The sequence below is a fragment of the Paenibacillus sp. BR1-192 genome, assembly GCF_029542445.1.
Classification (GTDB): Bacteria; Bacillota; Bacilli; order Paenibacillales; family Paenibacillaceae; genus Paenibacillus_AQ; species Paenibacillus_AQ lautus_A.
Window position 1 is genome coordinate 1,502,668 of sequence record NZ_CP120718.1, and the last position, 24,614, is coordinate 1,527,281.

18 protein-coding genes are annotated in these 24,614 nt (G+C 53.2%); 13 read left to right on the plus strand and 5 right to left on the minus strand.

The window, feature by feature from the left end:
• Window positions 1-43 precede the first annotated feature (43 nt).
• Window positions 44-4,096 (plus strand): tail fiber protein, encoded by a 4,053-nt coding sequence (locus tag P0X86_RS06390; protein ID WP_277748142.1) that lies wholly within the window; start codon window positions 44-46, stop codon window positions 4,094-4,096.
• An 85-nt stretch (window positions 4,097-4,181) separates the two neighbouring features.
• Here the strand turns inward: P0X86_RS06390 and P0X86_RS06395 are convergent, their stop codons facing one another.
• Window positions 4,182-5,156, minus strand: coding sequence for an aldo/keto reductase (locus P0X86_RS06395; RefSeq protein ID WP_277748143.1), 975 nt, complete (start codon window positions 5,154-5,156; stop codon window positions 4,182-4,184).
• A gap of 274 nt (window positions 5,157-5,430) precedes the next feature.
• Between P0X86_RS06395 and P0X86_RS06400 the strand changes: the two genes are divergently transcribed.
• The 7 genes from P0X86_RS06400 (at window position 5,431) to P0X86_RS06430 (ending at window position 11,443) form a co-directional block, all read left to right on the plus strand.
• Window positions 5,431-5,745: a DUF2628 domain-containing protein gene (locus tag P0X86_RS06400; protein WP_277748144.1), complete on the plus strand. Its 315-nt coding sequence runs from the start codon at window positions 5,431-5,433 to the stop codon at window positions 5,743-5,745.
• Between the two features lie 196 nt (window positions 5,746-5,941).
• Window positions 5,942-6,406: a DinB family protein gene (locus P0X86_RS06405; RefSeq protein ID WP_277748145.1), complete on the plus strand. Its 465-nt coding sequence runs from the start codon at window positions 5,942-5,944 to the stop codon at window positions 6,404-6,406.
• Window positions 6,407-6,535: 129 nt separating this feature from the next.
• Window positions 6,536-7,045 (plus strand): CYTH domain-containing protein, encoded by a 510-nt coding sequence (locus P0X86_RS06410; RefSeq protein ID WP_213580401.1) that lies wholly within the window; start codon window positions 6,536-6,538, stop codon window positions 7,043-7,045.
• A 364-nt stretch (window positions 7,046-7,409) separates the two neighbouring features.
• The gene (locus tag P0X86_RS06415) at window positions 7,410-8,081 is read left to right on the plus strand and encodes a helix-turn-helix transcriptional regulator (RefSeq protein ID WP_096775132.1); all 672 of its coding nucleotides are present in this window, start codon (window positions 7,410-7,412) and stop codon (window positions 8,079-8,081) included.
• Window positions 8,082-8,138: 57 nt separating this feature from the next.
• Window positions 8,139-9,311, plus strand: coding sequence for a MalY/PatB family protein (locus P0X86_RS06420; protein WP_277748146.1), 1,173 nt, complete (start codon window positions 8,139-8,141; stop codon window positions 9,309-9,311).
• Between the two features lie 148 nt (window positions 9,312-9,459).
• A complete protein-coding gene (gene nhaC, locus P0X86_RS06425; RefSeq protein ID WP_036662210.1) occupies window positions 9,460-10,974 on the plus strand; it encodes a Na+/H+ antiporter NhaC in 1,515 nt (504 codons plus the stop codon).
• 82 nt (window positions 10,975-11,056) lie between these two features.
• On the plus strand, window positions 11,057-11,443 hold the full coding sequence (locus P0X86_RS06430; protein ID WP_277748147.1) for a RidA family protein: 387 nt from the start codon (window positions 11,057-11,059) through the stop codon (window positions 11,441-11,443).
• 114 nt (window positions 11,444-11,557) lie between these two features.
• On the opposite strand, the gene P0X86_RS06435 is transcribed toward P0X86_RS06430, so the two are convergent.
• Both P0X86_RS06435 and P0X86_RS06440 read right to left on the minus strand, forming a co-directional pair.
• Window positions 11,558-12,313: a YheC/YheD family protein gene (locus P0X86_RS06435; protein WP_012819295.1), complete on the minus strand. Its 756-nt coding sequence runs from the start codon at window positions 12,311-12,313 to the stop codon at window positions 11,558-11,560.
• A gap of 80 nt (window positions 12,314-12,393) precedes the next feature.
• The gene (locus P0X86_RS06440) at window positions 12,394-12,786 is read right to left on the minus strand and encodes a hypothetical protein (RefSeq protein WP_012819296.1); all 393 of its coding nucleotides are present in this window, start codon (window positions 12,784-12,786) and stop codon (window positions 12,394-12,396) included.
• Window positions 12,787-12,933: 147 nt separating this feature from the next.
• Between P0X86_RS06440 and P0X86_RS06445 the strand changes: the two genes are divergently transcribed.
• Window positions 12,934-13,299, plus strand: a complete 366-nt coding sequence (locus P0X86_RS06445; protein ID WP_145038895.1) for an MmcQ/YjbR family DNA-binding protein — start codon at window positions 12,934-12,936, stop codon at window positions 13,297-13,299.
• A gap of 121 nt (window positions 13,300-13,420) precedes the next feature.
• On the opposite strand, the gene P0X86_RS06450 is transcribed toward P0X86_RS06445, so the two are convergent.
• The gene (locus P0X86_RS06450; protein WP_277748148.1) at window positions 13,421-14,695 is read right to left on the minus strand and encodes a chitinase; all 1,275 of its coding nucleotides are present in this window, start codon (window positions 14,693-14,695) and stop codon (window positions 13,421-13,423) included.
• A gap of 397 nt (window positions 14,696-15,092) precedes the next feature.
• On the opposite strand from P0X86_RS06450, the gene P0X86_RS06455 reads away from it, so the two are divergent.
• The 3 genes from P0X86_RS06455 to P0X86_RS06465 all read left to right on the plus strand — a co-directional run bounded on the left by P0X86_RS06455 (window position 15,093) and on the right by P0X86_RS06465 (window position 17,731).
• Window positions 15,093-16,445 carry an MATE family efflux transporter gene (locus P0X86_RS06455; RefSeq protein ID WP_012819299.1) on the plus strand — a complete coding sequence of 451 codons (1,353 nt, stop codon included), beginning with the start codon at window positions 15,093-15,095 and terminating at the stop codon, window positions 16,443-16,445.
• A 135-nt stretch (window positions 16,446-16,580) separates the two neighbouring features.
• Entirely contained in the window at window positions 16,581-16,895 is a 315-nt protein-coding gene (locus tag P0X86_RS06460; protein WP_277746115.1) for a helix-turn-helix domain-containing protein, read from the plus strand.
• A complete protein-coding gene (locus P0X86_RS06465) occupies window positions 16,892-17,731 on the plus strand; it encodes an IS3 family transposase (protein ID WP_277746116.1) in 840 nt (279 codons plus the stop codon). The genes P0X86_RS06460 and P0X86_RS06465 overlap by 4 nt, the downstream gene beginning before the upstream one ends.
• Window positions 17,732-17,801: 70 nt before the next feature.
• Here the strand turns inward: P0X86_RS06465 and P0X86_RS06470 are convergent, their stop codons facing one another.
• Complete coding sequence (locus tag P0X86_RS06470) at window positions 17,802-20,423, minus strand: winged helix-turn-helix domain-containing protein (RefSeq protein WP_277748149.1); 2,622 nt, start codon at window positions 20,421-20,423, stop codon at window positions 17,802-17,804.
• A gap of 192 nt (window positions 20,424-20,615) precedes the next feature.
• On the opposite strand from P0X86_RS06470, the gene P0X86_RS06475 reads away from it, so the two are divergent.
• Window positions 20,616-24,458 (plus strand): RCC1 domain-containing protein, encoded by a 3,843-nt coding sequence (locus tag P0X86_RS06475; protein WP_277748150.1) that lies wholly within the window; start codon window positions 20,616-20,618, stop codon window positions 24,456-24,458.
• Window positions 24,459-24,614: the final 156 nt, after the last annotated feature.

Sequence of the window (24,614 nt, forward strand, 5' to 3'; positions counted from 1 at the left end):
AGTATTATAATAGGACGAATGCATTAGGGGGAGAAGTTGCAATATGCAAAAACGAAGGCGAATGGCATACGCGAATTGGTTGAAGGTGATGTTGTCCATTCTAATAGGTTTGGAGGTTGTACTGGGTGTGTTCGCATCTCCTAAGACGGTTAAGGCGAACCTTCCAGACGCTCAATATCTGGGGGAGATCCGTCTATTTCCTTACCGGGATGGTCCCGAAGGGTGGATATACTGTGCAGGGCAGGTGTTAACGATAAATCAGGTAAATTCGCCTTTGTTTACTCTATTGGGCAGCAACTTTGGCGGGGATGGCACCAGGACGTTTGCATTGCCTGATTTACGGGAGGAAGAACCGGTACCGGGCATGGGATACTATATCGCGGCTGAGGGATTGTTTCCGAGAGGCAGTGGATTGACCTCCAATACGATGCTGGGGGAGCTTCGACTCTTTCCCTACTATATGGAGATGAATGATAACTGGGTGACGACGGATGGCCGCGCTTTAAGCAATTCTGACCCTCTGTACGGCATCTACGGCACTGCATTCGGCCAAGACTGGCAGGGCAGCTTTAAATTGCCGGAGATTGACCCTGTGCAGCCCAACATCCGGTATTTCGCCGCCAAGTCCGGGATCCAACCCAGTACGGCTGGTGCCGTATACATGGGCGAGACACGTCTGTTTCCTCTGGATATCCCTGCCCTCTCTTCTTTTAAGGCGGACGGTAAACTGCTGAATGTTGCCTCGAACATGGCGCTGTACGGCTTAATCGGCAACGCTTTCGGGGGATCGCCGGATCAAACGTTTGCGATTCCCGATCTTGGAGTCGATCCGCTGACAACGTATTATGTATTCCAAACGGGAATCGTTCCTGTCTTGCAGCAGGTTCAGCCCGTTAGCGTGCCGGATCAATACACGACGGCGGAGTCCACCGTATTAAGCGTTCCTGCACCGGGTGTTCTGAAAAATGATTCCGATGCCATGATCGCCAACATCGTGGATCTGCCTGCTCATGGAAAGATAACATTTCATAAGAATGGCTCCTTTACCTATACGCCGGATGCCGATTTTGTTGGCACAGATTCATTTACATATATCGCTAGCAACAATAACAAGAGCGGCAGCGTAACCAGCGTTACCATCCACGTGGCAGAGCCTGAACCCCGGATAAGCGGTGTAACCGATGGAGGAATTTATAATCACGAAGTGACGCCTGTTTATACCCATGGCACGGGAACGCTGGACGGGCAGCCCTTTGCCAGCGGTACGACCATCCGCAAAGATGGCCAGTATAGACTGATCGTCGAGTCGCCTCGCGGAAAAACGGTCAAGGCCGATTTTGAGATCGACCAAACGGCGCCTTTGGTTTCAGGCGTGGCAGATGGAGGCCAATACGATCGGGAGCTGCAAATCTTCTTCAATGAAGGGAGCGCAACGCTCAATCAGCAAGCGTTTCGAAGCGGAGACAGGGTTAACACGGAAGGGGAATTCGATCTCGTCGTAACCGACCGTGCAGGGAATAAGGCTGAGGTTCATTTCTCGATCTATTTCCCTAAAACCGTGACGTTCGACAGCAACGGGGGGTCTCCCGTGGCAGATGAGGTCGTCCCTCATCATACAACGGCAACGAAGCCCGTTGATCCGGTAAAACCCGGTTATGCCTTCGGGGGGTGGTATATGGATCGAATCTTTCAGCTTCCATTTGATTTTAAGACACCCATTCTGGCTAACCTGACGCTGTATGCCAAATGGAACGATGCGGATGCGCCTGTCGTGGTGGATCGGGTTCCTCTGCATCTGGCGGATGACGTGCCGATCGGGACGAAACTTGAATTCACGTTCGATGAACCCGTAACCGCAAGCAGCGGCAAATACATATCGATTATGAGAGCGGCGGACCATCAAAAGATCGAGTCGATCGACATAACCGATAGCTCCCGCGTCAGCGTGATCGACGAGAGGGTTGCGGTAAGTCTGACGCGACAGCTGTCGTATCTTACGCGTTATTACATCGAAATAGAGGAGGGTGCATTTCAGGATGCAGCAGGCAACCTCTATGCAGGCATGAAGGGCCCTGGAGATTGGAGCTTTACAACGGAGGCTGGGCCTGTCGCAGCACCGTTAGCACCTGCAAATTTGACGGCTACAGCAGGAGATGGTGAGGTGTCCATACTGTGGTCCACCGTTACGGGTGCGACCTATTACGATATTTATTCCGGGACGGAGTCCGGCGTATACGGGAGCTCACCGATCGCAACGGTTACGGGTTCGACGTATTCGGCACGGAATTTACTGAACGGAACGACTTATTATTTTGCGGTGAAAGCCGGTAACGTCGGGGGTTCCAGCGCATTTTCGGAAGAGGTGAGCACAAGACCGGCCGGTGCCGAGATACCCGTTCCGGGCGATGCGGATTTAAGCGGATTAGCATTATCGCATGGAACGCTTGCTCCGGCATTCAACCCTGCTGTCACCAGCTACAATAGCCATGTTGGAAACCGTATAACGGAGATCCGCATAACGCCGATCCTTTCCGATCCTCAGGCAACGGTGACGATAAACGGTAAGGCTGTCTCCGCCGGACAGGCATCAGATCCGATCAGCCTAGCGGTAGGAAGCAACACCATTCATCTTGTGGTTTCGGCTCAGAACGGAGCTGCGAAAACTTACACGGTGGATGTGACCAGAGAGGCAGCCGCTTCTCCTGAACCTGAACCCGGAAATCCTTCCAATCCGGGGACGCCGGGCGGCGGATCAGGATCTTCGGAAGGTCAAGGACCTGGCGTAAGCGGGAGTTCTCAAGCAGGTCAAGGGGAAGGCTCAGGGCAGAGCCCGTCAGGCAGCAGCCACGTCACGTCGTATTTCAATGATGTATTGCAGACCGGCTTGATATCATCGGAGATAACGAAAGAGAATGGACAGACCGTGCTGACCGTCAAGATGAACGGAGACAGGCTCCAATCGCTGCTGGCACAGGAGAAGAACAGCCGACCGATCGTCCGGCTGCGCGCCACGGAGGGGCTTGATCAAGCCGTGGCGGTTCTGGATGGCAAGTCAGCCAAAGCGCTTGAAGCAAGCGGAGCGATGATTGCCTTCGAGACCTTGGCAGGCAGCGTCCGTATTCCGGTTCAGGCCATTTCCGAACAGATCGGCAGTCTTGCCGGAACGAAGGAAGGCACGATTCAACTTGGGCTAGCCGATGGCAACGCCGCGATCAGCGCAAAGCTGAAGCGGGTCGGGAACGGGAAGTATTTTGGTGAACATTATGGCTCCATAGACGTTAGCGTCGCAGCCTATGATCAAGGAAAACGGCTAAGCGGAAATACCTATTCCTATTATGTGGAGCTGGAAGTTCCCGTGGCAGAGAGGGCGGTTGCCATCGTGACAACGGCCGTCCTGCTGGATGATCAAGGGAAGGTTCATCACGCACCAACCCGGCTGGTTACGCGGGAAGGCCGTACTTACGCCATAATAAAAGGTTTATACAGCGGGACGTATGCTTTAATCAGCCACGACGAAGAATTATCGGATATGAAAGGCCATTGGGCCGAGGCGGCGGTGAACGAGATGGCGTCACGTCTTCTCGTTGGCGGCAGAGGCGGCGCCGGATTCCATCCGAATGAACCGGTAACCCGTGCGGAATTCGTCACCATGATGGTACGCTCGCTCGGTTTAACGGAGCAAAGCAATACAAGCACGTTTCAAGATGTAACTTCCCGGGACTGGTATGTGGGGGCCGTTTCGGCAGCAAGCGGGAGCGGACTCATACACGGTTATGCCGACGGGACTTTTTTGCCGAATGGCTTGATCTCCAGACAGGAGGCGATGGTTATTTTCGCAAGAGCGTTAAAGTTCGCTGAGGGTTCCCCAATGGTAGAGGCCATGGATTCGGAGGCTGTGCTGGCTGCTTTCCAAGACCGTGCCGAATTGGCAAGCTGGGCGAAGGCGGCTGCAGCCGAAGTGGTTCACAGCGGACTCATGAGCGGTTACGATGCCAAGCTGAGACCACGGAGTGATATGACCAGGGCGGAAACGGCAACGATTCTTCTACGGATGCTATCAGCTTCGGGGATGATCGGAGATATGCCGTCTAAATAGTGGTTTTCGAGTATAGAAGAAAAAGAGCTGCACCGAAGGGCCGTTGGTCCCGGAGCAGCTCTTTGTATTAGCGGAACATCGCAGCTTACCCCAGCCGATACGTCGCAAACGGCTTGGCATGAACAAAGCCGTCGCTGATTTCATCCAGGCTCGAACGCAGGGACTCGTCCAGCTTAATCTCGAGGCTTTTCAGGTTATCGTCCAGCTGTTCGGTCTTCGTAGCCCCGACGATGACGGTCGAGACGGCAGGGCGGTCCATCAGCCAGGCAATGGATAGCGCGCTGGGAGAATGGCCGTGCTCTGCTGCGAGCTGGTTTACTTGTTGACCGAGCTTCAGATTGTGTTCTTCAAGGAAGCGATTGAAGTTCGGGTCCGTTTCCGCGCGGGAGCCGGCAGGCTTGCTTGCGCCCTGACCGTATTTGCCGGTGAGAATGCCGCCGGCCAGCGGGAAATACGGAATGATGCCAACGCCCTGATCGAGACAGAGGGGGACAAGCTCCAGCTCCGGCGTACGGTCTGCCAGGGAATAACTCGTTTGGGTCGATACATAACGGGCATATCCGCGCAATTCGCTGATTCCGTGCGCCTTCATGATTTCCCAAGCGGCATAGTTGGAGGCGCCGATATATCTGACCTTGCCCGATGTTACCATGTCGTCCAGCGTGCGCAGGGTCTCCTCAAGGGGAGTGTCCGGATCAAACGTATGGATCTGATATAGGTCTACATAGTCGGTTTTCAGCCGCTTCAAGCTGTTCTCCAGCTCTTGCTGCAGATGATAGCGGGAGGAGCCCCGTTCGTTCGGTCCTTGGCCGTTCACGAGTCCGGCTTTCGTGGCTAATACGACGTTATGGCGTTTGCCGGCCAGCGCCTCACCGATGATGCGCTCGGATTCCGATCCGGCGTAAATATTGGCGGTATCGATGAAATTGATGCCACGGTCCAGCGCGTGATCCAGGATCCGGGTGGATGTTTCTTGGTCGGCTCTTTTGCCAAAAGCGTTCGTGCCGAGCCCCAGCTCCGAAACCTTGAGGCCGCTGCTGCCAAGACGGCGATAATTCATGCTTAATCCCACTCCTCTATGTATAGATTTCCTATAGTATAAACATGATCCAAGAGGCGCTTCAAATGGATCGAACGCATAAAAGGTATGAAGATGTAAGATTCTACATCTTTTTTCGACAATATCTAAAAAAAGTGATTAACTTCCATACCATGAAATGGTAATATAGTCGTAGGAGAAAAGATTCGGATTAACCATGAGATTTACTGCTTAAGAACTACTTCGGATGTTGGAGTACGACTTCTTTTTTTCACTAATCGTTGGAGTGTGAATCATGAAGATTTATCTGAAAAATGATGCTGGGGTAACGAAACAAGTGAAGGTAGGTTTTAGCTGGACGACGCTATTCTTTGCATTCTTCCCGGCATTGTTCCGAGGCGATCTGAAGTGGGCAGTCATCATGTTTATTATCTCTGCCGTAGTCGGTCCTTTTACATTGGGAATCGGGGCTTGGATCAGCGGAATCATATTCTCGTTCGTGTATAACAAGATATATATTAAGGAGATGTTGGAGAAAGGCTACCGTCCTGCCACGGAGGAAGCTAGAGCCGTTCTTGAAAACAACCACATCATCGCTAGAGCGGCATAATTCTATTTGCATGCATAAAGCCTGGAACTGAGTGAATCTTTCATTCATAGCTCCAGGCTTTACTATATTCTTTAGCTAACGATGAAGCGATTCGTGACTAAATTCTAAAGGTAACGCGAATTGTCTTAGGACTCCTTGCGATAGGCAAAATAGTACGATAGGATAGTTACGTACGAATTGGAAGGGGGATTATGATATGAATGAAGCGATTTTCAACCAATTGGATTTTGCCAGAGGAGCAACCTTGAAATCGGTGGAACAACTAACGGAACAGGAAGCGGATATCATCCCGGAAGGATTCGCGAATAGCATTCGCTGGAATCTCGGGCACATCTACACCGTAACCGAGCAGTTCGCTTTTGCGACCGCGGGCGAGCAGCCGCGTCTTCCGGAAGGATTCGAGGCATGGTTTGCAACCGGAACCAAGCCGGCCGATTGGACGTCGAAGCCGCCTGCGCTGTCCGAGCTGGCAGAGCTTTTGCAGGAGCAAACCGCCCGAATCCGCGAAACCTTCTCGAATCGCCTGGACCAGGCCTCTGCCCACCCGCTGACGATCGGTCCCGTGACGTTCCAAACCGTCGGCGAGTTTCTTACGTTCAGCTTGTACCACGAAGGCATGCACACGCAGACGATCAAGGTTTATAGAAAATTGATAAAGTAATGCATGAACTCGAAGCGATAGAAGTATGCCCAGCGTATACCTTCTATCGCTTTTGATTTGTCGCTAGGGCTGTGGGTCCTTATAATGGAATCAGCAGAATCGGAATGACGAATGGAGGACATCACACTCATGGCGATTGAAATCGAACGCAAATACCTTCTGGAGGCTTATCCCGATGAGTTGATTCAGGAAGGAAGCATCGTGGTCGAGAAGGAGCAGTTCATCGAGCAGACGTATTTGGCATTGGATGGGGACCAGGAGCTGCGGGTCCGGAAAATAACGGATCTGACATCGGGTCGGCTTGAATTCACCCATACGTTCAAAAAAGGGTGGGGAATTGCCCGGGAAGAAGTTGAATATGCGATTTCCGAAGGTCTCTACGATCAGGTAGTCAAGGCGCATGGGGCGATTCCGTTGACCAAGAGACGGGTAACCGCCCGTTGGGGCAGCACGATCATCGAAATCGACGATTATGCGCAGATAAGCTTGCTAGTGCTGGAAGTCGAATTTCCTTCCCTGGAAGCCGCTGACGGCTTTGTGCCGCCGGCATGGTTCGGACGAGATATCAGCACGGACAAACAATACAGCAACAAAAAGGTATGGCGGGATCTGCAGCTTCAAGCAGGCAGGGAAGCCTGAGCGGAATAAGGCTCGAATAGGGCTCGAATAGGGCTCGAATAGGGCGGCAGGCGCTTGGGACAAGCGCGGTCAGTTCAGATGAGGGGGCAACGCCCTCACCATACGGTTGGAACAAAGGCTCTTGCGGCAGGTTCGCAAGAGCCTTTTACTATGGCATGCAGCAAACAGAGCGCGCAGCTATCGAGATACACCTTCGCCGGATGCCTGCTTATTCGAGCATTCGGACAGTCATCGACTTTTTTTGACAAAAATATTGTAAACGGTTTATTGTTATAATATAATATTATCATGATAATTAATTATTATTCTTCAATGGACGATATCCATAAAAATGATGGCGTATCAGAGAAGGGAGAGGCTCTTTATGAATGAAAACCAGCAGCTGCTTGAAAGCTATTTTCCAATCGCTTCGTTTATCGCGGCGATCATCGGACCTCAATGCGAGGTGGTCGTGCACGATATCAGCGATCCGGAACGCTCTATCATCTTTATCGAGAACGGCCATATTAGTGGACGCCGGGTCGGCGATGCCTCCACCGACCTCGTGTTGAAGATTTTGAAGGCGGAGGCCTACCGCGAAGAGCAGTTCATCGCGAACTACAAAGCTTCCGGCGCTCGGGGGCAAACCTTCCGGTCGTCTACGTACTTTATTAAGAACGGAAGCGGCGAGCTGGTCGGTCTTATGTGCCTGAACATCGACATCACGCATATGGAGGTTGCCGCTGATTGGATCAACAGCATTTTGCGGGGAGGCTCGCTTACGCCGCCGGCCGCCCTGGATGCACCCAAGGAGGACAAACCTTCCACCGAATACCTGCAGGGGAACGTGGACGATTTGCTTCAGCACATCATCCAGACCGTCCTAGGCAAAATCAGCATTCCGGCGGACCGTTTATCTTCGAACGAGAAGATCGAGATTGTGAAGGAATTGAACGAACAGGGCGTATTCCTGCTAAAGGGCGGGGTTTCCAAGGTTGCCGCTGCTTTATCCATATCGGAGCCTACCGTGTATCGTTATTTGCAGAAGCTGAAATAAGCGGCCTTTTATCCTGTTAAACATGCATTGCATCCTGAGACAATGGAAGGTGACATCATGACATATAACTTTGACAAGGTCGTCAGCCGGTATGGAACGAACAGCGCCAAATGGGACGGCATGGCGCAGAGCATGGGGAACGACATGATCGCTCTCTCCGTGGCGGATATGGATCTGCCGGCACCGCCCATGGTGGTGGACAAGGTAGCGGAGGCGGCGCGTCACGGCATTTACGGATATACCGACCCGTTTCCGCCTTACTTCGAAGCGGTCCGTGCTTGGCTCGATAAGGCCTACGACTGGCAGGTCGAGCCCGAATGGATCGTGTTTTGTCCGCGCATTGTGCAGGCCGTTTCGGTCATTGTTCAGAAATTCGCGGAAGCCGGAGACAGGATTCTTGTCCACACGCCTGTTTATCAGCCTGTTGCGAAAGCGGTTACGCTAAATGGCCGGATATTGGTTGAAAGTCCGCTGGTGCTTGCGGACGGGCGATACGAGATCGATTTTGACGATATGGAACGACGGATGCAGGAAGGGATCAAGATAGTCCTGCTCATATCCCCCCACAATCCGGTGGGCCGCGTATGGACGAGGGAGGAGCTTGAACGCATGGCGGAGCTTTGCATCCGGTATGACGCACTGATTGTGTCCGATGACATCCATGCCGATTTCATTCATGAAGGTCACGAGCATACCGTCATCGCCAAGCTGTCCGAAGAGGTTGCGAACCGTTCCATAATCTGCACGTCGCCGGGCAAAACCTTTAACCTGGCGAGTCTCGAAATCGCCAACATCGTCATTCCCAATGCTGCGCTGCGGGAGCAGTTTCAACAAGGTTTGCTGCAGGCGGGGATTCATAATCCCACATTCTTCGCCGTGCCCGCGCTGGAAATTGCGTATACTTCGTGCGATGAATGGCTGACGGCGCTGCGCGCTTATATCAAAGACAATATTGCTTATGCTCGAACCTTCATTGTCGATCATATGCCTGAGCTGAACGTCATCGAACCTGAAGGAACGTACCTGCTATGGATCGACTGTAAGGCAGTGAGCCGTCATGAAAAGGATCTGGTGGAGTGGATCCAGGAAAAGGCGCGCGTCAGCGTCAGCTTCGGCTCATCCTTCGGTCCCGGCGGTGAAGGCTATATCAGGGTCAACGTGGCTGCGCCGCGCCCTGTGTTGCAGGAAGGCCTGAAGCGGCTTGCCGCGGCTTATCCACTAAAGCGTTAACAATCAAAGTCTAAGAGATCAGAAGGAATAAACTTCAAAGGCTTACCAACCTTATCACGCAAGAAAAACTTCCGCTATATGCGGTATGTCTTCTACAGAAGGTTACGTCGATTGACGTTTTCTTATTTACATCCAGGGGGAATTCATAATGGCTAAGCCAACAGAGGAACGAATGATTAAGCAGCCGACCATGTTTCTGGCGCTGCTTCCGATTTTCACCATGGTAATCTTGCTGTGCCTTGGTTACGTATTGTTCGAGCTGCCGCCCGAGCCGCTGATTATTGTATCCGCCATCGTCGCAGGTTTGATCGCGATTAAGCTGGGGTACAGCTACAACGATATATTGGAATCCATTTCGCAGAAAATAGCGAAAACCATGCCCGCCATCCTCATCCTGATTGTGGTCGGATTTATGATCGGCGCGTGGATGGTCGGCGGAACCATCCCGATGATGATTTACTACGGCCTGAAAATCATCGATCCGCAGTTTTTGCTGATCACCGCTTTTCTCGTTACGTCCGTGGTCTCCGTATGTACGGGCACTTCCTGGGGATCCGCGGGTACGATCGGGGTCGCCTTCATGGGCGTTGGCGCCGGCATGGACGCCAATCTCGCGGCTGTGGCCGGCGCGGTTGTAGCAGGGGCTTACTTCGGGGACAAGCTTTCGCCGCTTTCGGATACAACCAACATCGCGGCCTTGTCGACCGGCGTTAACCTGTATGAGCATATCGGCCATTTGCTGTACACGACGCTGCCGTCCTTCTTCGTGGCGGGGATCGTCTACGTGGTCACGGGCTTGAATACGCATGTGTCCAGTACAGGAGTTCCCGAGAAGGTAACCGACATCATGAACACCTTGGCAACGATATACGACTGGAACCTGCTCCTGATCCTGCCTGTGCTGATTGTGCTGTACGGCTCGATCACCAAGAAACCTACGATTCCCGTCATGCTGCTGTCGTCGATCGTGGCGATGGCGAACGGCATGATCTTTCACGGCTTCACGCTGCATGACGTGGTAACCTCGGTTGTCAGCGGATTCGATATCGCGATGGTTCATGTCAGCGGATTTGATCCGAATACCGTCATTGCGGACATACCTCGCCTTATTAATCGGGGCGGCATGAGTTCCATGATGGGAACCTTGCTTATCTGTTTCAGCGCAATCACATTCGCCGGCACGATATCGCTGACCAAGTCGCTGGAGCTGATCGTGGACAGGCTCTTGAAGCATGTGCGTTCCACAGGCTCCTTGATCCTGGCGACGATTGCAACGGGGCTAACCATGATCGGCGTAACCAGCAACGGACAAGTCTCCATCCTGATGCCGGGCGAGATGCTCCGCGAGGCTTACATCCGCCGCGGTCTGCATCCGAAGAATCTGGGACGGACGGTGGAGGATTCCGCCGCCATTACCGAACCGATTCTGCCATGGACGGCAGCCGGTGCCTATATGGCCGGAACGCTTGGCGTAGCAACGCTATCCTATTTGCCTTGGGCGGTGCTGTGCTGGACAGGCATTATTTTTGCAACGATTTGGGGCTTTACCGGGTTCGGCATTGCCAAACTTACGCCTGAGCAGCAAAAGGAAATGCTGAAGGAATACGATGATCCGCATCACGGAAGCCGAAAAGACGCTGCAGAAGCTGCATCGGCCCATTAATACAGATGATGATGTTTTGGAAGATGGTAACCAACCATAAATATAAATGCGTAATACTATGCGCTGCAGAGGAGAGAACACCATGACGCAACAAGAAAGAAAAACCATCGCAACCCAGCAGGCTCCAGGAGCAATCGGCCCTTATTCCCAAGCCGTGCAATACGGAAATCTGCTGTTTACCTCCGGCCAGCTCGGCATGGATGCGTCGGGGCATTTCGCGCCGACGGTAGAAGAGCAGGCGAAGCGCTCCCTGCTCAACGTGAAAGCGATCCTGGAGGCTGCCGGCTTCGGCATGGAGCACATCGTCAAGACGACCGTGTTCCTGAAGGACATGAACGATTTCCAAGCGGTCAACGAGGTGTACGCTTCTTTCTTTGCAGAACCGTATCCGGCACGGAGCGCCGTAGAGGTAGCCCGATTGCCGAAGGATGGCTTAGTTGAGATTGAAGTGGTAGCCAGAAAGCCGTAATAATAAGCGCTCTTCCAGGTATCCTGATAATAAGCTTTTAAAATGAGATTACAGCCAAAAAACGGCCGGGCATGATGCCCGGCCGTTTGGTTTAAGCGGCTGAAGTATCCTCGTTTATTTCGTACGCCCATAATGCTTACCGTAAGACAGCACTCTATGGTAGAGGCTGCGGTCCTTTAGATTTTTGAGCGGATAAATTTGCGGTCGGGTGTTGACCTCGAGAATCCACGGTCTGCCTTTCGAATCGACAGCCACGTCCAGGCCGAGTTCCTTGAATCCTTTATAATGGCGGTCAAAGTTTTTGCCTACGGCAACGCCGAGTCCCTTGAGTTCAGACTCGAGCTGCTGGATGAAGGCCGAGTCGAAATTGGCGCCGCTCATCGTTTTCTTGAACGTGCCGATGGAGCCGCCTTGATTATAATTGGTGGCCACTTTGTTCGGGTTGCCGACCTTCGTGAACAGGGCGGTGCCGACCCAGGCGCCCTCCCGGGTTTTCTGGACCATCACCCGGATATCGAAAGGCTTGCCATTGCTTTTGGCCAAGCGAATTCCTTTTTGCAGCAGATAAGGTCTGCTCCCTGCAAAGCGATTCAGGTCGCGGTACAGCTGAGATGAGCTCGAGTACGACGTTTTCGTCGTGTTCAGCTGGCTTTGGTAGCCTCCGCCGGTTTTGCGGATCCGGATAATGTTATTGCCGCCAGAGCCATCCGTAGGTTTGAAGAAAACCGTGGTGTAGTCCGCCAGCATAGCATTCAGGTTTTTTTTGCTGAACGGCAGCGTGTGGGGCACGTACTGCCTGAAGTAAGCATCTTCGTTCAACCATTTCGTTTTCTTCCACTTGCTTTTGATGGTACTGCTTTTATAGCTCATAGTTAAGAGGCTCACCTCTCTTTTTTGTTCAGCATATGCCGATAAAGTAGAGCAAGCCTCCACGATGGCCTTGAGCCAAGCTATGTGCTCGAAAACAATTTTTTATCGAAAAACAATAAGGTGATAAATAAAACTGCTGCGACAAGCAAAATCGACGCTGGAATGATAAAGGCCAGCAGGGTTGCCGTATTCTGCATTTGGTAATACATCAGCATGCCCAGCGGCATGATCCCGCCCCCGAGCAAACTCGTCCAGAAGTGCATCGCGGCGGTTCTTTTCATGCTGAGCTTGTCCCGAAAGACGTAGTAGAACATGCCATAGGCAAACAAGGTCAGCCAGCCTACCACCAGGATATGGGCGTGCCCTGCAACCATGCTGTAGCTGCTTCTGCCTGCCATGTCCGCTCCGATCAATGCGCCGATGAGCATATAAATGGCCGCGATGCGCATCAGCCATTTGCTGTATTTCAACATGGATAAATTCCCCCTTGCATCTTGAATCAGTCCCAATATACAAGAGTTGTATGAACGGAGCATGAACAACATATCAAACGGAATTGAACAGGGAAACATCATCTACTATAATCAAATAGATCTGATCTTGAAGGAGAGAATTTCCAGGTGCGAAGCCCACTCATTGCTTATTGTCTTTCGAAGAAAGCCGCAGCCGAGGATTATCCGTTCGGACCGCTTCCGATCGTCATGAAGGTCGGCGGCAAAATGTTTGCCCTGATTACCACCACGGCAGGGGAGAAGGTCAGCCATATTTCCCTGAAATGCGATCCGGTCATCGCGGAGAATTTGCGCGAGCAGCATGACGCCGTGCAGCCCGGATACCATCTCAATAAGAAGCACTGGAACACGGTGACCGTCGATGGCTCCCTAACGGAAGCAGACCTGCGCGATATGATCGACCATTCCTACGATTTGGTGCTGAAGAGTTTGCCGAAAGCGCAGCGCGTTGCCATCTCCCAGCGGCTGGTATGAACGCTGCTCCAAAACATAATCGCCCTATGGCAGCGTGGTGGCCGCAAGCCATCCATCCGCCAAGGGCGATTTTGCATGATCCATCAAACGTGATGGATCCGAGCTTCAGGCGGGTTCCGCATCAGAACGGTTTCATCCCTAACGTATCGACCTTCTCTCCGGTAATATCGACGCCCATACGGCCCGTGATATCGCGGTAATGTCCGGCGCGCCGCTGCACGGGACTGCCCTCGGTTTCCCCGAGGTTCGCTTCCAGGCCGTTCAAGACCATCACCGTTGTGCCGAAGCCGGGACTGCCCAGTCCCCTGAACTTCTCGAGCGGGGAAGGCTTCCATCTGCCGACCATCACGTCATGGGCGGAAGGTTTCGGGTCCTGCGGCGTCATCCAGAAGAGGATGGCGGTCATGTAGCCGATCTTGCCGTCGGCGGCAACGATCTCGGGATGGTCCAGCAGCACGCTTTTATCCCCATAGATAATGGAGCTGAAGAGTCCGTAGTTGAAGTTCCAGCTGAGCATGATCGGTCCCCGCCCATAATAGCGCTTGTCCGGCGATCCGGGATACAGCTCTGCGCTTGCCGGATCAACGAAGGCATCCATGTTGACCCCTGTCCGGCCGGCGATGTTTTCGTTCCAGAACAATCCCCAGCGAAGCGGACCGCCGGGAGCGGCAGCCCAGCCCCCGCCGGTTTCGTGGGAGAGATTGGCCAGGAAGGCGGCCAGTTCGCGCTTGCGGTCCTTCTTGAACCCTTCCTTGAGAAAGGTGCCGCCGTCAATGATAACGGTTTCAATCGCTTGGTTAAGGTTCTCGGCCGAATGGAAATCCGCCGAACGCACGACGAGTGTTTCGACCCGGGCATCTTTGTCCAATCGGTAAATCTCTTGGGCAGAAGGGGCTCCTTGCCGCGTGCGGATCTTGATCTTCAGATTGGACACCTCGGCCACCGCGCGAATCAGGTTGTCGTAAGAGAAATAGTCCGTCTGATCGGCTTTATAGTATTCTTTTCCCTTGGCGACGTTAAACCATGCGGCCGAACCTAGCCTGTAAGGAAATAAAGCCTCGAAGTCTTCCTCCGACAGCAGCGCTTTAACCGCTTCGATCGACTTTTCCGGCGTGTAATCCGGATCAAGGCCTTCCCAGTGCCGGTCGATCTCCTTGCGGCTGATCAAACGGTGCTCCCCAATCGCCAGGGAATCGGCTGGATTCCCCGTGAATTGTGCGAAAGCCGTGGTGTCGGTCGGGATGCTGGACGGCGTTTTCATTGGCGATGCCTCGGCTTGGGGCGCCTCATCGGCAGCAAGGGCTTGAAGCGGGGTCATAAGGAGGGCAGCGCTGAGGGCTGCAATCATGCTGCGCTGAACCATGTTGCGGGATAACGGATATTTCCACACGGTCATACACATTCTCCTCTATATCGTTGGGATGGAATTACATTGCCATCATATATACGGCATGTCCTTTTGTACATAGTCAGGAAATCCCACGGCATCACGCGAATTTAGCATGTTACATGATCTTTAGGGCGATCAAGCGGGGAGAGATGAGACAAGGGTCAGGGGATTTGCTGCGGAATCCTCCAGGATGCCGTCGAAGTTCGATAACCGGCTTTCGTAACGTAGTGCAACCAGACGACTAGTTTTTTACCGTAAAAACATTATAATGTTATTATGTTTTTGATTCTATGAATCTACTATACGGCGGGAAGGATGCTTCACTTCATTTGGTTCTGTTCATTTGCATAATTTCGTATATATTAGAGATTCATCATCTTATAGTCGAAGAAGGTTAGCTGACATGAGTTTATTTGTTCGGGAAAAAGGATTCTACAAAAGTTTTTTCTGGCTGACGCTTGTGATCGGGATGCAGAACCTGATATCGGTCGGCGTGAATTTGTCGGACAACGTCATGCTGGGAGGATACAGCGAATCGGCGCTGTCGGGCGTCGCGCTGGCGAACCAGATCCAATTCCTGCTGCACATGCTGGTTCTGGGCGTATGCGAAGGTTTGGTCATCATGTCGTCCAGATTCTGGGGAGCCAAGGATTTAGGCTTGATCAAAAAAGCGGCAAGCATCGGCATGCGAATGGCCATCCTTCTCAGTATCGTGTTATGGGTCATCGTGTTCTTTTTCCCGCACGAGGTATTGTCCTTGTTTACCAAGGAAGAGAACGTCATAGCTGCCGGCGTGGAATATTTGCGCATCATCTGCTTCTCTTATATCTTCTTTGCGGTCACCAGCTCCTTGCTGGCTTCCTTAAGAAGCGTGGAAACGGTAAAAATCGGCTTCGTGGTATCGCTGTCCACCTTGGTTATCAACATCTGCTTGAACTACATCCTGATTTACGGGTATATGGGCTTCCCGGAGCTGGGCGTGTCCGGATCGGCTATCGCTACCCTGACGGCGAGGATCATTGAATGCGTGATCGTCATCGTGTATGTTAAGCGGTTCGATCGCAAGATCCTGTTAAAGTTGCAGGATTTCCTGAAGTTCGATATGGAGCTCTTCAAGCAGTACATTCGCGTAGGCTCCCCGATTCTGATGTCCAATACGATATGGGGGCTCGCCATGGCGGCGCAAACCGCCATCCTGGGGCATATGGGGGAATCCGCGATCGCCGCCAACAGCATTGCTACAACGATTTTCCAGATGGTGACGGTCATCGTGTACGCTTCCGCCAGCGCAACGGCCGTGCTGATCGGGAAGACCATCGGCGAGGGCATGATGGATAAAATCATATCGTATGCCAAAACGCTGCAGATTCTGTATATCCTGCTCGGTTTATTGACGGGGGCCGTGCTGTTTGTGATCAAGGATTTCGTGCTGGGCTTCTATTCGATATCCGATGAGGCCAAAACGCTTGCCCTGCATTTCATGACGGTGCTGTCGATCACCGTGGTCGGAACGGCCTACCAGATGCCGGCTTTGACGGGCATCGTGCGGAGCGGCGGAGACACCCGCTTTGTGCTGTACAACGATTTGATATTTATGTGGCTGATCGTGCTGCCCTCATCCGCCTTATGCGCTTTTGTGTTCCATTTATCGCCGCTTGCCGTGTTCATCTGCCTGAAATCGGATCAAATCCTGAAGTGTTTTGTGGCGATCGTGAAGGTGAACCGGTTCAAATGGATCCGATCCTTCAGCTCATGATGGTGCGGACGGGTATTATAAGGTAAATCCATAGCGTAAAAAAAGAACCTCGGGAACGCGTGAAGTGCCCCCCTTAGAATAGACATTGGAAAACCCCCTTGGTTATTCCGATAAATTCTAAGGGGTGCATTTTTTATGGCAAAGAAAGGTCAAAAGTATAAATCATATTCAGATGAAGTGAAAAAAGAGGCGATTCGCCTTCATGTTGAGGAAAAGTGGACATATAGGCGAATTACCGAGCACTTTGAGATTCAAGATAAAGATCGTGTAAAAAAGTGGATGCGAAAGTATCGGGAATTAGGTGAGTTTGGATTATTGGATCAGCGAGGAAGACGAGAAGAATATTTGGATCAAGATCGCTATGTCCAAAAGCTAAAAAGGGAGAATGAAATGCTAAAAAAGTGCTTGGAAATCTGGATGAAGGAGGTAAGAAAGAAAGCTTCGCCATGATCGAACAAGCAGCAAAATCAGGGCAAGTAGCTGAACTGTGCCAGTTCATTGGTGTTTCTAGAAGTGGCTATTACGCCTATTTAAAGCGTAAAGAGAACGACCGGGATGCCGAAGACAAACGGCTGATCCGCAGAGTATACAAACGCTACGAAGGAAAGTATGGTTACCGACAAATCCAACTGTTCCTGTGGCAGGATCACGGTGTGTGGATGAATCACAAAAAGGTGCTACGTCTCATGCAAGAACTTGGGCTCCAAGCTAGCATTCGCAAGAAGCGCCAATTCAACATGGTATACAAGGCCGCGGAGCGTGTGGCGGAGAATCTGCTTAAGCGTAACTTTACGGCGGAGAGACCAAACCAAAAATGGGTAACGGATATAACCCAATACCGGGTGGGTGAGCGTTGGCTGTATCTCTCGGCGGTAAAAGACTTATTCAACAACGAGATTGTGGCCTACCAGCTCAGCGAGCGTAACGACAATGAATTGGTTCTGCAGACGTTCGCCAAAGCGTTTGCTAAGCAAAAAGACGTGACCGGATTGGTCGTTCACAGCGACCAAGGGTTCCAGTACACGTCTCATGCCTATCACGACATGCTGCCAAAGGTTAGCGCCCAAATCAGCATGTCTCGCCGGGGCAATTGCCTAGACAACGCCTCCATGGAGAGCTTCTTCTCGCATCTCAAAACGGAAGGGCTCTATCCTTATGATATCCGAAATCTAGCGGAGGCACAAAGCCGAATTGAGAAATACATACGATTTTATAATCGAAGACGACCACAGCGCAAATTAAATAAACTGACGCCGGTAGAGTACCGACGCCAGTTTACAGCCTAGGTGTTTTTTCAATGTCCACTAAATGGGGTCTTGACCAGCGTGTCCCGGGGTTCTTTTGTAGGTTTATCGATTAATCCTCCAGCAGGTTCAGCGATTGGGCTTTAACCAGAGCCTGCGTGCGTGTCGTCACGCCGAGCTTGCCGTACAGTCTGGACAAATACACCCGGATCGTTCCTTCGGACAGGCCGAGTGCTGCGGCCATCTGTTTATTCGCGGCGCCCTGGCGTATCAGATGCAGCAAATTCATTTCGTTCCGATTCAGCCGTTCGGGAAGAGTTGGCTGGGATGTCTCGGCGGATGAAATATCCGCTTCGGAATAACCCGGAAAAAACTTCACGAGCATGCGTGCATATTCAAGCGTATGAAGCTCCTCCGGGCTTAAGCCGTCTTCCTGTCCGAGTCGGCTCGAATACAGCTGCAGCAGCTGGCACATGTCCTCCCCTTCGTCGAGGAAGGTGCGGACATAACCGTTCTGTGCCCCGACACGCAAGGCTTCGCCAAGAAGATGAAGCGACTGCTGCCGCTGGCCGCGCTGATGTTCCAGCAGCGCCTGCAGGCTTGTGATTTCAATGATGCTGGATCGCTGCTGTTCGCGCTCCGCCTGAGGTTTCAACAGGTCCAGGAGGCGCAGCGCCTCGGTTTCCCTGCGCTGTCTGCCTAACATGCGGACCAACGCCAGGTATTCCGTTTCCCGGCTATAGGCGGGCTTGTCCTTGACGGAAACGGGGAGCTCGGCCACTTCCTTCCGTGCTTCGGCTATGCGCCCTTCCCGGATATAGATCAAGCTTCTGACGGCCTTTAACGGGGCGAGCCAAAGGCTCGATTTCCTGGCAAGCGCAGCGGAGCACGCTTCATCCAAAGCATAATGGGCTAGATGGAATTTGCCCTCGGCAGCGAACAGCCTGGCTTCGGTGATATGCAGCGGCACGAACAGCCCCATCGTTTCTTTGGCGGGCGGCGCATTACGGATCTGCACCAGCAGCTGCCGGCATTCCGCCAGCCGGTTCCATTCATAATATCCCTCGCACAAGGATTGTTTAACATATAAGTTCATGAGCGAATGCGCCCACCCGTGGGATTCCAGCACACCGGTAAACAGATGCGCGATTCTTTCCGTATCGGCGGAGAGAGTTCCCTTCATGCCGAGCGAGGTACGCCTGACATAAGGCTCCCGCCGATTGTAATCGAACTGGTAGTACATCGGATTGTCGGGCATCAGGTTGTCGAGGATGCCTTCGCTGAAGGCGAACCATTTGCCGAAGTCACCGTTCAGAAAAACAAGATTGGACCGCACGAACAGGATGGAACTCATAAGCTGCTCCCTTCGGTCCGATGATTCTAGCGCAGCGCAGGCTTCCTCAATAAGGATCAGCATGCGCTCGGAACGTTCGAGATCTCCTGTAAGTACCAAGACAAAAGCATGCGCCAGCGACATTTCGGGTGTCATCGGATAGCTGGGGGGGATGCGGTCAAACCATTTCAGCAAGGTGGCAATCTCTCCAAGTTCGAGCACGGATTGCATATGCTGCTCGAGCAAATTCAGGGCATGCCCGAAGTCCTGCGCTGACAACATATGGTCAATCGCTTCATCCATGGAGCCGACGGAGGCATAATACTGCCCGGCGAGCCGGTGGCGCTTGGTATATTCCCCGTGAAACTCGCGCTGAAGCAGGTCGAGCAGAAACTGCGAGAATAAGTGATGATAACGAAAGAAGGTTTGATGTTCGTCCAGCGGAACCAGAAACAGATTCAGCTTCTGCAGCTCCTCCAGCATCGGACGGCTGTCGCTGAGATCCGTTACGGCATCGCAAACCTGCGGATGCAGCTCTGAAAGGACGGCGGTCTGGAGCAAAAAGGAGAACACGTCGGGCGACAGCTTGCTTACGACTTCCTGAAACAGGTATTTGGATACGAGAAGCGGATTCCCCTTCATATCCTCCACGAATCCTTCCAGACTGCTGCCGGTTCGCATGGTAATCACGGCAAGCTGGAGCCCGGTAACCCAGCCTTCCGTCTGGTTCCGTAACGTATCAAGCTCCATCGAGGTCAGAATGGGATGGCCGCCGTTTGACGCATGGCGGAACAAGCGCTCCGTCTCCTCGTAAGTAAATTCCAACTGCTTCATGCCGATAAGATGGACCTCATGGTTTACCAAGCCCTTGATCGTGGGGAATGGAAGCTCGGTCCGGGACGAGATGAGAAGATGAATATGTTCGGGGAGGTAGTCGACCAAGTAGGAAATCCCTCCATGGATGGTTGAAGAGTGAATACTGTGCAGGTCCTCAAGAATGAGATTGAGGGGCTCGGTATCCTCGTATAATTCACTGATCAGCGTATCCAGAAAGGTTTCAATCGAGGCGCTTGGCAGCAGCTGCGTATGGTGCATGAGACGAGCTCCTTGCGGCTCGGGAAGAATCGAGGCCAGCGAGGCCGCCACGTATCTCCAAAAGCGGACGGGATCGTTATCCCGCTCGTCCAGCGAAACCCAGGCGCTTCGTTCGTCGGTCTCGTGAGCCCATTGGGCGAGCAGCGTCGACTTGCCGTATCCGGCAGGCGCGATGATGGTTGTCAGCTGACCCCTATGGCCTGCTGCCATATCCTGCAGCAGCCGGTCCCGGCGAATCAGATGCTCCTTCAGACCGGGAAGGCTTATTTTCATTTTCAGAATGGGTGAGTCGGTCAGTAGTTTCATAGGATACCCTCGCAATATACGAAACGTTATTTTTACGGAAATTGAGTCGCGATAACTAGATTATATGAAAAAAAAGATGAAAAGTTAACGTTTGTCAATCGTTTTCCTCCCATAAATTTGATAGCATCCTTGGTGCCGCGGTCCTAACCGGGCCGCAGCTATCATAACGCTGATGAAACGAAGGAGGAGATTATGCTAAGGCGTTCAGTAAAAATCCTGCTGTGTGCGGCTTTGCTGCTGCTGCAGCTGGATGGGTTATTGGGATATCGCCAAGCCTTTGCGGCTGCGGCCGTTCCACCAAAGCTTGTAGCCGGGTACTATCATACCGCTTCGCTCGTAAGCAGCGGTGAAGTTTACTCATGGGGATACGGAGACAGGGGGCAGCTGGGTGACGGCACCTGGAATACCCGGACGACTCCGGTCATGGCGAAGAATTTGAACCATGTCATTGACATTCACTCCGGCGTCCGCAGTTCGATGGCGCTAAGGCAGGATGGAACGGTATGGACCTGGGGGGCAAATGAGAACGGACAGTTAGGGATTGGAACGATAACGAATGTGAACGCGCCCGCGCAAGTTCCGGGTCTGAGCGGGATCAAGGCAATATCGGGCGGATTGGCCTATCACGGCATGGCGCTTTCAGAGAACGGCACCGTTTGGACTTGGGGGAAGAATGACAACGGCGAGCTGGGAAATGGAACGACGATACAACAAAACACCCCGGTTCTGGTGGCCGGTCTAAGCGATGTGACGGCGATTGCGGCTGGAGGATACTACAGTCTTGCCTTAAAATCGGACGGCACCGTATGGGCCTGGGGCGTGAACGGAAGCGGGGAGCTTGGAGACGGGACAACGACGGACCGGCACGTTCCGGTACAGGTTGCCGGGCTGACGGACGTCATGGCGATCGCCGCCGGCGGTTCCCATAGTTTGGCCATTAAACAAGACGGCACCGTGTGGGCATGGGGAAACAATACGTACGGTACGCTTGGCGACGGTACGAGAACGCACCGGACGAGACCCGTGCAGGTTCGAAACCTGCAGCATATCGTTGCCGTTGCGGGTGGAGGTTATCACAGCCTTGCAGTGGACCGGGCAGGAAACGTATGGAGCTGGGGAGATAACAGTCAACAGCAGCTGGGCCTAAACTCGAATGCTTCCAGCCTCATTCCGGTCCCTGTGCCGGGGATCGAGCATGTACGCGAAATTTCCGCCGGCGGCTTTCATAGCGTGGCCATGAAAAAGGATGGGACCGTCTGGGGATGGGGCTATAACTCCGGAGGACAGATCGGAGACGGGACGTACAACAATACGAGGGGAATACCTACCCTGACCAAAGCCGTGCTGGATACGACGTCTCCGGATACGGGCAGCGGTAGCCTGAATCCGCACAGCATCACGTCAGACTCCGTTGCATTGGAATGGCCGAAAGCCTCGGACAATATGACGGAGCAGCACGAATTGCAGTATTTGTTATATTCGTCCGGCAGCCCGAATATCGGGAACGTCAGCCAAATGGAGAGGAACGGGAAGCCCCTCGGAAACTACGCGGCGGGTCACACCGGGATGGTGGTGAACGGGCTTGCCGCAGGCACGGATCATTATTTTAACGTCATGGTCAAAGATGCCGTAGGCAGGAAAAGCGCATACCGCATGCTGAAGGTGACAACCCTATGGCCGCAAATCTACTCGTTAACCTATGACGGCAACGGACACACCGCAGGGAATGTTCCGGTAAGCAGCGGTTTGTTTGCCAGAGGCGACGAAGCGGTCGTGGCGGGCAATACGGGGCAGCTGGGCAAGGATGGACATGTCTTCGACGGCTGGAATACGGAGGCCGACGGAAGCGGAATCGATTATCCTGCCGGTGGCAAGCTTATATTCGGTACGCAGGACGTCACGCTGTATGCCCAATGGAAGGCGATCCAGGCACCGACCGAGCTTAAGGCCGTATCTTACACGCCATCCCACCAGTCTGTCGGCGTGGAAAAAGATGTAACCTTGCAGGTTGTCTTTAATGAAGAAGTGACGGCGATGTCCGGTAAATCGATTGCGATTAGGCTGGCCTCGGATCATCGCGTCGTCGAGACCGTCAATGCAGGGGGCGTCACGATTCTCGGGAACGCGGCGAGCATAGATCCGCTGAATGATTTTGATGCGGGAGCAGCCTATTACGTCGAGATCGAGCCGGGTGCTTTTATCGGTAACCATTCGGGTACCGGCTTTGCCGGCATTCAGGGGGCGGATGCTTGGAGCTTTACGGTCAGGGAACATGAGGCTCCGGCCTACGACGCTGATTTGCAAGCATTGGGGCTGCGATCGTCGAGCGGAGAAGTCGCGCTGAGCCCTGTGTTCGCCAGAGATCACTATGATTACAAAGCGCAGGTCGCCAGCGATACGGACCGCCTCACGGTAACGGCACAGGTATATGATGCGAGGGCGTCGGTAACGGCCAGCGTGTACGGCGAGGCCGGGAATTTGGTATGGGGGCCGATGGCTCTCCTCTCCGGCCAGGAGAGCCCGTCCTTCCCCGTCGCCGTAGGCAGCCAGGCCATCGAGGTCGTGGTGACGGCGCCTGACGGCCAGCATATGAAATACAGAACGACGGTAATTAGAGCTTCATCCGGAGGCGGTGGCGGAACGCCTGAAGAACCGGAAGGTTCGTCGCCAGGAGGTTCCGGCCAAGGATCGGCTATACCGGGCCCATCAGGCAATGCCGCACCTTCGAATAGAGTGGACGTCAAAGTTACGATAAACGATGAATCTCAGGAAGGGATGGTCACAGGTTTGTTCCATGAGGCCAATGGACATACCGTCGTATCGATGAAATTGGATACGGCTAAGCTGGAAGCCCGTTTAGAGAGCGTGGACTACAATCCGGTAATCGTCATCGCGCTGGCACGGCCCGCGGATCAGGTCTCCCTGGAAACCAGCGGAGCTGCTCTTGACCTGCTTAACGCCAAGCAGGGCGCCATTGAAATCCGATCGGCGCTTGGTCATTTCCACGTTCCTGCGGCCGTGATGGCATCATCGCGCTGGAGGGCGCCAGGAAGCATGGACTTGCCGGCCGCGGATCAAATTTCGGTAATCCTGACGATGGCTGCCAGCGACGCTGCCAAGGTAGAGGCCGTTAAGAAGGCCGCGTTGCAATCCGGCAGTACGCTTATCGGCTTGCCTATCGAGTTTGAAATCACGGCTAAAGCTCAGGACACGGCACTGCAGTTAGATCCGTTCCCGCAATATATGAAGCAGCGAATCATTTGGCCGCAGGGAATGCCGGGCCGCATGACAACGGCTGTCTTGCTGGATCGGAACGGCAGCTTTTACCCGATCCCGACGCGCTTCGAGCTGAAGGAGGACGGAAGCAGCGAGGCGATTCTGCATTCCTTATCGGCAGGTACGATTGCTTTCATCTCTCATCAAGTGCGAGTTGCTGATGCATCGTTCCACTGGTCCAAGGATGCGGTGGACGATCTTGCTTCGCGAATGATTCTGAACGGAACCGGACTTGTCGAAGGTGGAACAGATACAAACGCGAATCAGCCCGCGGCGATTCATTTCGAGCCGAATGCCCAAGTGAGCCGTGCCGAGTTTGCCGCCATGATCGTGAGGGCGCTCGGTTTGGATGAGGTGCAGGACGGAGCTCCTGCTTTCCGGGATGTCGACGCAGAAGACTGGCATGGCGGCGTCATAACGCAAGCTGTGCAGTATGGGCTTCTTCAGGGGTATGAGGACGGCCGTTTCAAGCCGAACCAAGGCATCACGCGTCAAGAGGCCATAGCGGTTATGGCGAGAGTGATGAAGCTGGCGGGAACAACGAGTGCAGTGAATGAGATGGAGGCGGCAGCCATCCTCTCCCCTTACCAGGACCGTGAAGACCTGTCCGACTGGGCCAGACCGGCTGCGGCCGCCCTAGTGAAGCAAGGAATTGTCCTGGGATCGGGTGCAGGGCTTAAGCCGCTCCAGAAGTTATCCCGCGGCGAAGCAGCGGTCATGCTGCAGCGATTATTGAAAGGTTCAGAGCTGATCGATTGAATCGGCGGTGGAAGCAGGCTGGGCTGAAGAAATTTAACATTTCGTATGCTGCTTCATCTAAATAGAAATCATGCAAGAGCGAGGATGCCTAACGGCATCCTTTTTAATATAAATAGAGAGAATCCAGGTTTGCATGATGGCCAGGAATTTGAAAAT